The following is a 13,898-nucleotide window of genomic DNA, read 5'->3' as shown; positions in this document are numbered from 1 at the left end:
TTTTTTCCATCGGGGCCGCGGCTTAAATCAGGATCAAGAAAGGGAGGCCGATGACCGTATTCTGGATTGTGACCGCAGGGGCCGTGCTTTTGACCGCCGGGGCGCTGGTTCTGGCGTTGTTGCGTGGACGCCGTGCGACCGGTCCGGCAGAGGCTTTTGACCTTGATGTATATCGCGACCAGTTGAAGGAGGTCGAGGCCGACGCCGCGCGTGGCAAGATCCCGGCAGAAGAGGCGGAACGGCTGCGCGTGGAGATCTCACGCCGTTTGCTCGCGGCGGATGCCAAGCTGCAACAGGGCGGTTCCCGATCGGAACAACCGCGGACGCTGGGATTGGTCTTGGCCGCGGTGATCGGGCTGGCCGTGATCGGCGGCAGTTATGGTCTTTACACACAGATCGGCGCGCCGGGCTATGCTGACGTACCGCTTAAGGCGCGGCTGGCCCGTGCGGACGAAGCTTTGAAGAACCGGCCCTCGCAGGCCAAGGTCGAGGCCGGAATCCCCCCGCAACCGGCGCCGGATGTCTCGGCGGACTATATGCAGCTGGTGGAACGTTTGCGGCAGGCCGTGGCCAGCCGTCCGGATGACCTGCAAGGGCATCTTCTGCTGACCCGGTCCGAGGCGCGGCTGGGCAATTTCAGTGCCGCCTACAAGGCGCAGGCACAGGTGATCCAGCTCAAGGGGGACGCCGCGACTGCAAAGGATTTCACCGATCTGGCCGATATGATGATCCTTGCCGCCGGCGGCTATGTTTCGCCAGAGGCGCAGTCGGTGCTGGAACAGGCCCTGTCGCGCGACCCCGACAATGGCGTGGCGCGCTATTACGGCGGCTTGATGATGGCACAGGTCGGCCGCCCCGACGTGGGCTTTCGCATGTGGAACAAGCTCTTGCGCGAAAGCACGGCGCAGGATCCATGGGTGGCGCCGATCAGCGGCCAGATCGAGGATCTGGCCTTTATGGCCGGGGTTCAGGATTTCCAGATGCCGACTCTGGGCGGCACGCCCCGTGGCCCAAGCGCGGCAGACATCGCCGCGGCGCGCGACATGACCCCGGAAGAACGCCAAGAGATGATCCGAGGCATGGTGGGGCAACTCTCGGCCCGGCTCGCCGAAGAAGGCGGCCCGCCAGAAGACTGGGCGCGGTTGATTTCGTCCCTCGGCGTTCTGGGCGAGACCGAGCGCGCCGGGGCCATCTACAACGAGTCGCTGACCGTCTTTGCGCAGCGCCCCGAGGCGCTGGAAACACTCAAAGCCGCCGCGCGGCAGGCCGGGATCGTCGAGTGACCCGGCCCCGGCCCGGAAACTCCGCTACGGCTATCCGCGTTGCGACGCCCCTGCTCGAGCCAGAGGCCACAGGCCGAGGGCGAGGCAACCTGCGCGCCGCAAGGCGCTCTTTCTAATCGCACTCGCGGACAGGAACCGGACAAGATGATCCACGACACGATCGAAGATTTCGCCGCGGCGCTCCCTCCGATGAGCGCCCTTGCGGGGCTGGATCTTGGCACGCGCACAATCGGCGTCTCGGTCAGCGACAGTTTCCGATCGGTCGCGACGCCTCTGGAAACAATCAAACGCAAGAAATTCGGCGTCGATGCCGCCGAGCTTCGGGCCATTCTGGAGAAGCGCGCCATTGGCGGCATCGTCCTCGGCCTGCCGCGCAACATGGACGGCAGCGAAGGCCCCCGGTGCCAGTCCACCCGCGCCTTTGCGCGCAACTTTCAGGCACTCTGGCCGGGGCCGATTGCGTTTTGGGACGAAAGATTATCGACAGTTGCCGCCGAAAAAGCCCTTCTTGAGGCGGATACGACGCGAAAACGTCGCTCTGAGGTGATTGATCATGTGGCCGCGGCCTATATCCTTCAGGGAGCGCTGGACCGGATGAGGCATCTGGACAGTCTGGGCAAGACGACGGACGAGCCGGAGTAGTATTGATGAAAGACGACGTCTGGGCGCGATCAGAAATCGAAAGCCCCTGCGTGAAAGTCTGCGTGATCCATCCGCGTGAAAGGCTCTGCACCGGTTGTTTGCGGACCGCGCGGGAAATCACCCTCTGGTCCAAAATGTCGCCCGAGGAACGGCGCGAGGTTCTGGATGAACTTCCCGAACGCTCGGGACGCTTGCGCAAGCGTCGCGGCGGGCGCGCGGCGCGCGTTGCATCCGGGAACTGATCCGGCCGTCGCGGCGGGTTACGCCACCTCTGCGATCCATGCGCTGACACCGCCCGCCATCTGCGGGCGGAAATAGGCAACCATCCGCCCTTTTTGCGGCGCTTTTGCCCCCTCGGCCCAAGGCGCGATCCCGTGCAGCAGGTGACGATGCAGCACCAGCGCTTCGCCGGGAACCGCAGGCAGCGGCAGCCGGCGGCATTGATCGAAACAGATCCGCCGTGCGGCTTGATAGGCTTCGGTTACATCGACCTCGGTCCAGCGTTCCCGCGGGTATTTGTACAGTTCGGCAAACAGCGCCTCGCGGATGATCCTGTGGCTGCCTTCCCAGACAACCAGCGGGCTGGCGGTTGGCTCTGCCTCTGTCAGCGGCAGGCCAAGGATCCAGGCATGCGGTTCCAGAATCCGGCGGCGCCGTGCTGCGCCATCGGCAATCACCCCGTCCACATGGGCCGCATCGCGCCGCAACCGATAGCGAAAGCTGGCGTCGCTCTCCCCTGCACGGGGGCGCGGATAGCCGGGGTAAGTGACGGACAGTTGCGCGGGATGAAGTGGCGGCAGCGCGCCAAGCGCGGACACCGCCGCCCCGGCAAGGGGTACGCCGCCCACGCTGCCATCCGGTGCGGTGGGCAATGCGTCGACACCGACAAACCACGTGCCTTCGCATTGCAACCATTGCCGGCGCATCTCCGGATCCGCCAAGACCTGCATCCCGGCCTCGCGCGCAGCCCGCGCCCAGGCCAGCGTGTCGGGATCGACACCGAACCGCGTCCAGCCGCGCGTTTGCAGATCCATCAGCCCCACAGGGCCTCTCGCATCATGTTGGCGGCGACGATCAGGATAAAGACCGCAAAGATGCGCCGCAGCACCAGCGCAGGCAAGGCATGGGCCAGTTTGGCTCCCAGTGGCGTGGTCAGAACGGTCATGCAGATCGTCACGACAAAGGCCGGACCGTTGACCGCGCCCAGCGTCCATGGCGGCGCCCCGTCGATCGTGACGAACAGGAACCCCAGCACCGAAGGCACCGCGATCAACAGGCCAAACCCGGCCGCCGTCGCCACCGCCCGGTGCATCGGAACGTTATACAGCGTCATCAACGGCACGCCAAAGCTGCCACCGCCGATCCCCATCAGCACCGACAGGAATCCCAGCACAGGCGACAACACCGAGCGCGTGACGATCCCCGGCATCTGTGCGGCGATACGCCAATCCTTGCGGCCAAAGGCCAGATACAGGCCAACCAGCATGGCCAGGACAGCAAAGATCACGGCCAGAGCCTCGGACCGCAGGCCGGCGGCGATAAAGACGCCCACCAGCGCACCCAGCGCGATGCCCGGGGCCCACGTCCGCAGGATCGCCCAATCCACCGCGCCGCGTTTGTTATGCGCCATGACCGACCGTGTCGATGTTACGATGATCGAGGCCAGCGAGGTCGCAAGGCAGACTTGCATCAACTGCGGCCCGTCAAACCCCGTCGCCGAGAAGACATAATAATAGGCGGGCACAAGGATGATCCCCCCGCCGACGCCAAACAACCCCGCCAGCACCCCGGCAAAGCCCGCCGCAACAACAAGCACCCCCAGAAGGGGCAGAACAATCGATAAATCCATGTGTCAGGCTGCCTTTGCCGGTCCGATATGTGAAAGCGCCTCTTCGACCAATTCAGGCCCCGCGCCGTCGCGGCTGGCCCCGGTGGACAGGATTTGCCGCCAGCGACGCGCCCCCGGACGGCCCGCAAAAAGCCCCAACATGTGCCGCGTGATCTGGTGCAGCTTGCCGCCAGAGGTCAGATGAGTCTCGACATAGGGCAACATGGCCCGGGCGACCTCTTCGGGGCTTTGCGCCCGCTCCTCGCCCCAGATACGGGCATCCGCCTCGCCCAGAATGTCCCATGGCTGATGGTAGGCCGCGCGGCCGACCATCACGCCGTCCAGTCCGCCTTCAAGGAATGTTTCGGCTTGATCAAGGCTGGTGATGCCACCGTTGACCGACAGGTGCAGATGCGGGAACAGCGCCCGCATGCGATGGATCAGGTCATAGTCCAGCGGAGGAATGTCGCGGTTTTCCTTGGGGCTGAGCCCTTGCAGCCAAGCCTTGCGGGCATGGATGGTAATCCGCGCACAGCCAATGGCACCCAGCCGGGCGAGGAATTCGGGCAGCACCTCTTCGGGGTCCTGATCGTCGACCGCGATCCGGCATTTGACCGTCACCTCGACATCCACCGCGTCCTGCATTGCCTTGACGCAGTCGATCACGGTCTGCGGATGTTTCATCAGCACCGCACCAAAGGTGCCCGATTGCACGCGATCCGACGGGCAGCCGCAATTCAGGTTGATTTCGTCATAGCCAGCCGCCTGTCCCATCCTTGCGGCCTGCGCCAGTTCCCAAGGATCCGACCCGCCCAGTTGCAGGGCCACTGGGTGTTCCTCGGCATTGAAGTCCAGCAGGTGCAGCGCGCCACCACGTACCAAGGCGGGTGCGGTCACCATCTCGGTATACAGCAATGCCCGTCCAGACATCAGCCGATGGAAATACCGGCAATGCCTGTCGGTCCAATCCATCATCGGGGCGACGGACAGGCGCGCCGCATTGGCCACTGTTGCGTGTACCGTCGTGTTCACGTCGCACTCTCCATCTTTGCCGGTGCCTGTTCGGGTTCTAGGGCGCACCGGCGCGGTTTCACGACCCGGCGCGGCAGGCGGGCTTGGCCAGACCAGCCCCGGCCGTCACCCGCAGCAGGCAAATCCCGGATTTCGGACCCTACTAACGATCCGAACAGGCCAGCACAACTCTTGGCCAGATCGGCCCGCAACCCCACCGACAGGAACAAAGTGCTCCGTCACTGCGCCCGGTGCGCGCCGGGATCATCGACGCGCGGGCTGCTTCCGGGCCAATGCGCCCGCAAAGCACAGGAATGGCATATCGAACGACAGGAATCGCGCCTCTCACGGCACGGGTCAATGTTCATCTTCCCCTCATGACGAAAACCAACCGTCCAAGATGGAGACCAACATGAAACTGACCACCCTGACCACAGCCGCCGCGCTAATGGCAACAACCGCCTTGGCGGATATCGAAACACGCGCCGTCACCTTCGAAAACGAAGGCGCCACCCTCGCGGGCACGCTCTATCTGCCCGATGGCCACAGCGGCGCGCCCCTGCCGACGGTTGTCGTGACCGGCGCCTGGACCTCGGTCCAAGAACAGATGCCCGCCAACTATGCCCGCGAAATGGCCGAACGCGGCTTTGCCGCCTTTACCTTCGACTTCCGCGGTTGGGGCAAATCCGGCGACCTGCCGCAGCATGACCGCTTTGTCGAAAGCCCCGAGGCAAAAACATCGGACATCCGCGCGGCCTTTGCCTTTGTCGCCACCCTGCCCGAGGTCGACGCATCACAGGTGCATGGCCTCGGGATCTGTGCCTCGGCGGGCTACATGGTGGATGCGGTCGCCGGAAACCCGCTGGTCAATCGTCTTGGCCTTGTCGCGCCGTGGCTTCAGAACGCCGAGATCGTCGAAACCGTCTATGGCGGTGCCGCGGGCGTTGCATCGCTGATCGACGTGTCGCGTCAGGCCGAAGCGGCCGGAGGCCAGATCATCCCCGCTGCCGGCCCCGAAGGTGCCGAAGGTGTGCTGATGCCGATCGGCGGCTATTACTACGATGCAGATCGCGGCGCGATCCCCGAGTATGACGACAAGTGGAACAACGCGGGCTGGGAAGGCTGGCTGACCTATCACCCCGCCGACAACCCGCAGCGTCTGGATAAACCGCTGGCCGTTGTTCATTCGGAAAGCGCGGCCATCCCGCAGGGCGTCCGTTCCTTCCTTGGAGGCTTCACCGGCGACGCCACAATGCAGTGGCTGGAGGACGTGACCCAGTTCGACTTCTACGACAACCCCGAGGACGTTGAACGCGCTGCTGAAACCGTGGCCGACCATTTCCACGCGGCGCGCTGATCCTGATACAGGGGTCGGGAAATCCCGGCCCCTCCCCTTGTTACGGAGGCTTCCCATGACATCGCATTTCCTGACCCACCTCGCCGCCGCCTGCCTGATCGGCGGGGCGGCCCTTGCTGAACCGGCCCAGATCTCTGACCTCATCACCGACATTGCGGCAGGCGCGGACCGGCACGACTGGCGCCGCGTGCGGGCCGCCTTCGCGGATACAGTGACCACCGATTACACAAGCCTTTGGGGCGGCGAGCCGCAAACCCAACCGGCCGAAGAACTGATCGCAGCGTGGTCAGGCTTCCTGCCCGGGTTCGAGGCAACCCACCACATGGTCACCAATCACAGCGTGACGCCCTTGGACAAAAACACGGCCCGAGCAGAGGCCGATTTCACCGCGACCCACCGTATCGACGCGGCCCTGTGGGTGCTGGGTGGGCGGTACACCTATGAACTGACCAAAACCGAGGAAGGATGGAAGGTTCGGTCCCTGACAATGACCGCACTTTGGGAAACCGGTGATCGCGGACTGGTGGCGCTTGCCGCAGAACGCACGGCCAAAACACAGGATTGAAATCGCAGCAGCGATCCTGCGGATCATCCCGTCCTGAACGCCGCCGGGGTCGCACCGAACCTGCGCTTGAAGTGCTGCCCGAAGCGGCTGACATCCTCGTACCCCACGCGGTAGGCCACCTCGGCCACCGTCAGGGCCGTGGTCCTCAACAGGACTGCGGCCTTTTCCATCCGCGCCGCGATGACATATTGCAGGGGCGACTCACCCATCGCCTTGCGAAAGGCCTTGGAGAAATGGGTCGGGCTCATGGCGGCCAGTTCGGCCATTGCCGTCAACGACAGATCCTCGGCAAGCTGGTCGTGAATGTGATCCAGGACCCGGCGCAGGCGCCGGTCCGTGACTGTGCCGCTCCAAGACGGGGTTGGCCTGATCAGCTCGACGATCTGCGCGGCCAGAGCGCGCTGGATCGTTTCGCGGTAAAGCGTGCTGCCGCTGGCGGCCTCGCTGGCCGTCAGGCTGAGGTTGAGCAAAAGCGGATCAATGTCCCCAAGGATCGGGGAGAAATCCACCGTCCGCTCTATCCCGAACTCGGCTAGAATGGCATCGTCCAGTTGCACGGTGACGAACTCAAGCTCTTGATCATATTCACAGACCCCCTCGCTGCCCGGCGGCAGGATCCACCCCTGCCTGGCCCTTAACGGCACCGATGAGGCCAGCGTGCCTGCATGCGCAAAGCGATGCGCCGGCTGATCGTTCAGAAAGATCCCCACCGTCAACGAGGACAAGGCAAAGGGGCCGCCCCCTGCAGGCAAAACGGTCTTGTTCGTGGCGACATCGGGCATCTGGACAATCTGCGTGCGTTCACTTCCGTTTCAATGGCCCCTCCAAGGATTTGCAGGTTCAGGAAGACCGAACCTGCGCGCTTCCTCAGATAGGCACCGGTCCATGGAAACAGGGGTCGATGCACTGAAAGGGCGCAGCACCAATAGCTGAAAATCTGAATAGCTTCAAACTAATAGACATCACATTCGCGCGTCTTGAAAAGATCCGGCATTCTCATGTTGACTGCATAACGGGATTATTACATCATTATAGACAATAATGGAGAGGAACTCATGGCACCGCCCTTTGACATTACCCAACCGGACGATCGCCCCGAAACAAGGGTTCGGATCGCCGGGCTGAACATTGACCTTGTGGATCTTGGCTCGGGGCAACCGATCCTCTACCTGCATGGACTGGACGGTATCTTTCCTGACCATCCTTTTCTGCTGGGACTGTCGCAAAAGGCACGTGTGATTGCCCCGTGGCACCCCGGGTTCGGCCATAGCGAAGGGCCGGATGCGTTTCAGACCATCCATGACCTTGCCAACTTCTATGCCCATTTCCTGCGCGAACAGGACCTGAAAGACGTGACCGTGATCGGCGCGGGCTTTGGCGGCTGGATCGCTCTGGAACTGGCGGCCACGGGCTGCGAGCGGATCGGCGCCCTGGCCCTGATCGGGTCGGTCGGGATGAAATTCAGAGACCGGGAAACCCGTGAAATCGCGGATATCTACGGCACCCCCTTCGCGCAGTTCGAGGCGCTGGAATACGCCGACCCGGACAACAAGCTGAACAAGTATACCGAAATGTCCGACTGGCAGATGTGGGCGCTGGCCCGCTCGCGCGAGGCGGTCGCGCGCTATGGCTGGAAACCCTACATGCATGATCCGGCGCTGCGCCACTGGGCGGGTCTGATCGATGTGCCAACATTGGTGGTCTGGGGCGCAGAGGACGGTGTGACCCCACCCGACTATGGCCGCCAGATGGCCGGGGCGATCCCCGGCGCCGTTTTCGAAACCGTCGCCAAGGCCGGCCACCACCCGTGGCACGAACAGCCCGAGGACACGCTGCGGCTGCTGCGCGAATTCCTGGAAACCAGCGCCGCCGCGCGCCACGAGGCCGCCTGAGCGAGGAGCCCCCATGCAAACCTATTATTTCTCGGAACAACCCTACCCCGGCGCCTGGGAGCACCAGGATAACCACGACAGCCTGCGCGTGACCTTGCCGAACAAATATTGCGACCCGCAGATCGCCTCGGACCTGATCAACGCCCGGCTCGATGAGTGGGAGCTGTGCGATAAATACGGCATCAACATCCTTGTGAACGAGCACCACAGTTCGGCCACATGCCTGTCGCCGTCGAACACCATGACCCTGTCGATGCTGGCGCGACGCACCAAGAACGTACGCCTGCTGGGTCTGGGCTTTCCCATCGCCAACCGGACAGACCCGATCCGGCTGGCCGAGGAAATCGCCTATATCGACTGCGTGACCAAGGGGCGGCTGGACGTGGGCTTTACCAAGGCCGCGCCCTATGAACTGTCCCCCGCCAATTCGAACCCCGCACGTTTCATGGAGCGTTTCTGGGATGCGCATGACCTTATCATCAAGGCGCTGACCCATCACGAGGGACCGTTCAACTGGGAAAGCGATTTTCACCATTTCCGGCAGGTCAACATCTGGCCCCGGCCCTACCAACAGGAACGCCCGCCGATCTGGATTCCCGCAGGCTCGCTTGGCTCGGCCAAGGAAATCGGCGCGCGCGGCCATACCATGGCGATGTTCCTGTCCGGCCTGAACGCGCGCAAGCTGAAAGAGGCCTACTATCAGGGTGCAGCAGAGGCCGGGCTGCCCGAACCCGGCCCCGAGAAATTCGCCTACATGGGCATCATGGCCGTGGGCGAGACCCGCGAGGAAGGCTGGGCGCGCGCCGAAAAGATCATGGGCTACCTGCGCACCACCTCGATCGTGTCGGATGTCTTTATGAACCCGCCGGGCTACATGCCGCCCGCAGGCAACGTCATGTGGATGAAAAAGAACCAGACACGCGGCCGCGCGGGCGACCACTTCCCGGTTCAGAAACGCGACGGGACGGTCTTGCAGATCGGGTCGGGCCGCGACTGGACCGGGGAGGTGCCGATGGAGGACGTGATCGACGCCAATCTTGTCTTTGCCGGCAGCCCCGATGACGTTCACCACCAGATCACAGAGTTCGCCGAACAGATCGGCGGGCTGGGCACCTTCCTGATGATGGGCCACGGCGGCGAATTGTCGGGCGAAGAGGCGCAGGATTCGATCCGTCTGTTCGGCACCGAGGTCCTGCCCCGCTTGCAGAAATTCCAGCAGCCCAAATTCCAGATGGCCACCGCTGGATGACACCTCACTGAAGCCGACTGTCAGGGCGGGCGTGCCAAGCGCCCGCCCTTTTCTTTGAACGCAAGGACGGAAAATGAAAGCGAACTTCGACTACACCGGATGCAATGTCTTCATCGCGGGGGGCACCAGCGGCATCAACCTTGGCATCGCCAAAGCGTTTTCCGAAGCGGGCGCGCGGATCGGCGTGGCCTCGCGCCGGCAGGAAAAGGTCGATGCGGCGGTCGGGATGCTCTCGAACACGGCGGGCCCGGCGCTGGGCTATACCTTTGACGTGCGCGATGCTGCCGTCGTGGCCGAGGGAATTGACGCCTTTGCGGATGAGGTCGGTCAGATCGACGTGCTGGTTTCGGGCGCTGCGGGCAATTTTCCGGCATTGGCCCACGACATCAGCCCCAATGGTTTCAAGGCTGTGGTCGATATCGACCTGCTGGGCACATACCACGTGATGAAGGCCGCATATCCGCACATGAAGAAACCCGGCGGCAGCTTGATCAACATCTCTGCCCCGCAATCGGTGGTGGCCATGTCGCATCAGGTGCATGTCTGCGCCGCCAAGGCCGGCGTTGACATGGTGACACGTTGCCTTGCCATCGAATGGGCGCCAGAGGGGCTGCGGGTGAACGGCGTGATCCCCGGCCCGATCGACGGCACCGAAGGCATGGCACGGCTTGCGCCCACGCACGAGGCACGCAACCGCGTGACCGCCAGCGTGCCGATGCGGCGGTGGGGCGCACCAGAGGACGTGGCCCGCGCCTGCCTGTTCCTCGGCTCTGACGCGGCGGGGTTCGTCAACGGCACCGTGATGACCGCGGATGGCGGCTGGGCGTTGAACGGCGCGCCGCTTGACTTCGGGGGTGCCGCATGAGCCATGACACCCTGACCTATGCCGTCGAGGACGGCATCGCCACGCTGACCCTGTCGCGCCCGGACCGGTTGAATGCCTTCACCGTGCAGATGTGCCATGAGATTCAGGACTCACTGGAAATGGCCGATGCCGATGACGAAGTACGCGCGGTGATCGTGACGGGCGAAGGCCGCGCCTTTTGTGCCGGGATGGACCTGTCGGTGGGCGGCAATGTCTTTGGCCTTGACGAAAGCGTCGATCCCTACGGACCCGAAGCCGAGAAGATCCGCGACACTGGCGGGCAGGTCACGTTGCGTATTTTCCGCATGAAGAAACCGGTGATCGGCGCCATCAACGGCGTCGCCGTGGGCATTGGCGCAACCATGACGCTGGCCATGGATGCCCGGGTGCTGTCGGAACGGGCGCGGATCGGTTTTGTGTTTTCCAAGGTCGGAATCTCGATGGAGGCTTGTTCCAGCTGGTTCCTGCCGCGCCTCGTTGGCATGGAAACCGCTCTGGACTGGGCGCTGTCCGGCGAGATCATCGGCGCGGCCGAAGCCCACCGGGCAGGTTTTGCCCGGCATCTCGTCGCGCCTGAGGACCTTTTGCCCACTGCCCGCAAGCTGGCGCAGCGCTATGCACGGGGCACGGCACCGGTCTCGGTTGCGGTGAACCGGCAGTTGCTGTGGCGCATGGCCGGGGCAGCCCATCCGATGGAGGCGCACAAGATCGACAGCCGCACCATGTTCGAACTCAGCATGCGCGACGGCAAGGAAGGCGTGAGCGCCTTTGCCGAAAAACGCGCCCCCGCCTTCACCGGCAAGGTCAGCCGCGACATGCCGCGCGCTTTGGACTGGGAGGAAGAACCCGGGTTCGAATGACCCCGGGTCCGGCGGGATTCAGGCCACCAGCATCTCTGGATCAGCCCCGAACACAAGGTCGTCGCCCGTCTGGATGGGCGCGGCCTGCGCCACGGCCAGCGGCAAAAGCCGTTCGGCATGGAACCGCGCCAGCGTGATCTGAGCGTGCAGGAACGGGTCCTTTGCGCCGCTGTCGATCTCGGCCTGCGCCGCCACCGCCCCTTTGAGCAACAACCACGCGCCCACTGTGTCCGAGACCATGCGCAGAAAGGGTACGGCCCCAGCCGCCGCGCTGCGCGGGGCGCTGTCATGCTGGTCCCGCAACCATCCGGCCGTGGCGGTCACCGCCTCCACCGCCGCGCTCAGCGCGCGAAATGCCCCTTCCATTGCCCCGGCCCGGGGTTGCTCTGCCACGAAGCCCGCGATTTGCGCAACGACACCATCAAAGGCCGCGCCGCCCGCCAGCCGCAGCTTGCGGTTCGCCAGATCCCATGCCTGGATGCCATTGGTGCCTTCGTATATCGGCGTGATGCGCACATCGCGATAGATCTGGGCGATGCCGGTTTCCTCGACAAAGCCCATGCCGCCAAAAACCTGCATCGCGTCCGAGGCGACCTCGACCCCGATATCGGTGGCATATCCCTTGGCCAGCGGCGTCAGCACATCGGCCACGGCATCATCGCCCATGTCCAGCGCCTTGGCCGTGCGATAGCAGATGGCCCGCGCCGCCGCGATGCGCGCACGCATGGTCATCAACATCCGTCGCACATCGGCATGGTCGCGGATCGGTGCTCCGGCCTCCGCCCCAAGCGGCGTGCCCTGCACCCGCTCTGCGGCAAAGGCGGCGGCCATCTGAAAGGCGCGTTCAGCACAGCCCACCGCCTGCAACCCGACGTGCAACCGGGCCGAGTTCATCATGGTGAACATGCAGGCAAGGCCCTTGTGTTCTTCGCCGATCAGATAGCCCTTGGCACCGCCGGCTTCGCCAAAGATCATCGTGCATGTGGCCGAGGCATGCAGGCCCATCTTTTCCTCGATGGCCGCGCAGGTGACGTCATTTCGGGGCCCCAATTCGCCGTCATCCCCGACAAGGAACTTGGGCACGAGGAACAACGACAAACCGCGCGTGCCCGCAGGCGCATCCTCCAGCCGGGCCAGAACCAGATGAACGATGTTTTCTGCCAGATCATGTTCGCCACTGGTGATAAAGATCTTTTGCCCGCTGATCCGATAACTGCCGTCCCCTGCTCGAGTGGCCCGTGTGCGCAGGGCGCCAAGGTCCGACCCCGCCTGCGGTTCAGTCAGGTTCATCGTCCCGGTCCAGTCTCCCGCTGCCATGCGTGGCAAATAGAGGCGTTTCAGCGCTTCCGGCGCATGAACCTCCAGCGCCTCGATGGCACAGAGGTTCAGCATCGGCGTCTGAACAAAGGACAGGCCGGCGGCCGCCGTCATCTCTTGCACCGCCGAGAAAACCGTATGCGGCAACCCCAGTCCGCCAAATTCCGGCGGTGCGGTGATCCCGGTCAGGCCAAGCGCACGATACCCGTCCCACGCGGCTTTCATGCCGTCGGGCATTGTCACGCCATCCTCGGTTCTGCGCGCGCCGATCCTGTCCCACGCAAGGTTGTGCGGGGCCACTTCGCCCGCGATATACCGGCCCGCCTCTTCCAAAAGGGCCGAAACAAGCTCTGGATCCGCGTCGGGATACCTGCCCTGCAAATCGTCCATCCCGACAATCCGGGCCAAGACGTGATCCATGGAACGAAGGGGGGCCGCATATGGCTGCATCGGGATATCCTTTGAATGTGTGATGGCGGGTTTGACGGTGATCGCAAGGCGAGGTTGACACTCGCGAATTGATCTGTATTTTTGGATTAATACCATTATACAGACTAAAATCAAGCCGGAGACCCACGGATGCTAGACCTACTGCCAACGATCCGGCCCGGCGTCCGTCTTGGACCGGCCCGGCGTTTTCCGGTATCGCAGGCCCGCATCGACCAATTTGCGGACTGCACCGAAGACCATCAATGGATTCACGTCGACCCGTCGCGCGCCCGAAATGAAAGCCCAACGCGCGGCACGATTGCCCACGGCTATCTCACGCTGTCCTTCCTTGTCGCCGCGCACCAAGCTGCGGGAATTTTCCCGCAAGAGGCCGCGCAGGTCCTGAACTACGGGTTGGACAAGGTGCGCTTTCTCGCGCCCGTGCCCTCGGGCGCGGAACTGAGCTTTGACATCGAGGTCTTGGACATCGACGCAAAATCCACCGGCCTGCTGCTCAGGACGCGAAGCACGATCTGCCTTGCCGAAGACGGAACAACAGTCGCCGTGGCCGAGGCGCTGTTTCTTGTCCAAAGGAGTTGA

Annotated in this window: 15 protein-coding genes; 10 read left to right on the top strand and 5 right to left on the bottom strand. The window is 63.8% G+C overall.

Annotated features, from left to right (window positions below; translation table 11 throughout):
- Positions 1-50 precede the first annotated feature (50 nt).
- The 3 genes from ccmI to KJP30_RS00485 all read left to right on the top strand — a co-directional run bounded on the left by ccmI (position 51) and on the right by KJP30_RS00485 (position 2,167).
- Entirely contained in the window at positions 51-1,283 is a 1,233-nt protein-coding gene (gene ccmI, locus KJP30_RS00495; protein WP_218447004.1) for a c-type cytochrome biogenesis protein CcmI, read from the top strand.
- Positions 1,284-1,427: 144 nt separating this feature from the next.
- Positions 1,428-1,925, top strand: coding sequence for a Holliday junction resolvase RuvX (gene ruvX / locus KJP30_RS00490; protein ID WP_218447003.1), 498 nt, complete (start codon positions 1,428-1,430; stop codon positions 1,923-1,925).
- Between the two features lie 5 nt (positions 1,926-1,930).
- Positions 1,931-2,167 (top strand): DUF1289 domain-containing protein, encoded by a 237-nt coding sequence (locus tag KJP30_RS00485; RefSeq protein WP_218447002.1) that lies wholly within the window; start codon positions 1,931-1,933, stop codon positions 2,165-2,167.
- A gap of 18 nt (positions 2,168-2,185) precedes the next feature.
- Here the strand turns inward: KJP30_RS00485 and KJP30_RS00480 are convergent, their stop codons facing one another.
- Genes KJP30_RS00480 through dusA form a run of 3 tightly spaced genes read right to left on the bottom strand, consistent with a single transcriptional unit; the run spans position 2,186 to position 4,785 of the window.
- A complete protein-coding gene (locus tag KJP30_RS00480) occupies positions 2,186-2,959 on the bottom strand; it encodes a hypothetical protein (protein WP_218447001.1) in 774 nt (257 codons plus the stop codon).
- Entirely contained in the window at positions 2,959-3,774 is an 816-nt protein-coding gene (locus KJP30_RS00475; RefSeq protein ID WP_218447000.1) for a sulfite exporter TauE/SafE family protein, read from the bottom strand. Before KJP30_RS00475 ends, KJP30_RS00480 begins: the two co-directional genes overlap by 1 nt.
- 3 nt (positions 3,775-3,777) lie before the next feature.
- A complete protein-coding gene (dusA, locus tag KJP30_RS00470) occupies positions 3,778-4,785 on the bottom strand; it encodes a tRNA dihydrouridine(20/20a) synthase DusA (RefSeq protein ID WP_343222725.1) in 1,008 nt (335 codons plus the stop codon).
- A gap of 391 nt (positions 4,786-5,176) precedes the next feature.
- Here dusA and KJP30_RS00465 point away from each other — a divergent pair, with 391 nt between their 5' ends.
- Positions 5,177-6,121, top strand: a complete 945-nt coding sequence (locus KJP30_RS00465) for an alpha/beta hydrolase (RefSeq protein ID WP_218446999.1) — start codon at positions 5,177-5,179, stop codon at positions 6,119-6,121.
- Positions 6,122-6,176: 55 nt separating this feature from the next.
- A complete protein-coding gene (locus KJP30_RS00460) occupies positions 6,177-6,686 on the top strand; it encodes a nuclear transport factor 2 family protein (protein ID WP_218446998.1) in 510 nt (169 codons plus the stop codon).
- 23 nt (positions 6,687-6,709) lie between these two features.
- Here the strand turns inward: KJP30_RS00460 and KJP30_RS00455 are convergent, their stop codons facing one another.
- Positions 6,710-7,468, bottom strand: a complete 759-nt coding sequence (locus KJP30_RS00455) for a helix-turn-helix domain-containing protein (protein ID WP_218446997.1) — start codon at positions 7,466-7,468, stop codon at positions 6,710-6,712.
- A 273-nt stretch (positions 7,469-7,741) separates the two neighbouring features.
- On the opposite strand from KJP30_RS00455, the gene KJP30_RS00450 reads away from it, so the two are divergent.
- The 4 genes from KJP30_RS00450 to KJP30_RS00435 all read left to right on the top strand — a co-directional run bounded on the left by KJP30_RS00450 (position 7,742) and on the right by KJP30_RS00435 (position 11,552).
- Positions 7,742-8,578, top strand: coding sequence for an alpha/beta fold hydrolase (locus tag KJP30_RS00450; RefSeq protein WP_218446996.1), 837 nt, complete (start codon positions 7,742-7,744; stop codon positions 8,576-8,578).
- A 13-nt stretch (positions 8,579-8,591) separates the two neighbouring features.
- Positions 8,592-9,827, top strand: a complete 1,236-nt coding sequence (locus KJP30_RS00445; RefSeq protein ID WP_218446995.1) for an LLM class flavin-dependent oxidoreductase — start codon at positions 8,592-8,594, stop codon at positions 9,825-9,827.
- 73 nt (positions 9,828-9,900) lie between these two features.
- Positions 9,901-10,692, top strand: coding sequence for an SDR family oxidoreductase (locus tag KJP30_RS00440; protein WP_218446994.1), 792 nt, complete (start codon positions 9,901-9,903; stop codon positions 10,690-10,692).
- Entirely contained in the window at positions 10,689-11,552 is an 864-nt protein-coding gene (locus KJP30_RS00435; protein WP_218446993.1) for a crotonase/enoyl-CoA hydratase family protein, read from the top strand. The genes KJP30_RS00440 and KJP30_RS00435 overlap by 4 nt, the downstream gene beginning before the upstream one ends.
- Positions 11,553-11,570: 18 nt before the next feature.
- Here KJP30_RS00435 and KJP30_RS00430 read toward each other — a convergent pair whose 3' ends face one another.
- A complete protein-coding gene (locus tag KJP30_RS00430) occupies positions 11,571-13,289 on the bottom strand; it encodes an acyl-CoA dehydrogenase family protein (protein ID WP_218446992.1) in 1,719 nt (572 codons plus the stop codon).
- Between the two features lie 159 nt (positions 13,290-13,448).
- Between KJP30_RS00430 and KJP30_RS00425 the strand changes: the two genes are divergently transcribed.
- Positions 13,449-13,898, top strand: a complete 450-nt coding sequence (locus KJP30_RS00425) for a MaoC/PaaZ C-terminal domain-containing protein (protein ID WP_218446991.1) — start codon at positions 13,449-13,451, stop codon at positions 13,896-13,898.

Origin of the sequence: Antarctobacter sediminis (genome assembly GCF_019218285.1) — a bacterium.
Lineage (GTDB): Bacteria > Pseudomonadota > Alphaproteobacteria > Rhodobacterales > Rhodobacteraceae > Antarctobacter > Antarctobacter sediminis.
The sequence above is the reverse complement of the archived record's forward strand: the minus strand, read 5'-3'. Positions and strand labels throughout refer to the sequence as shown.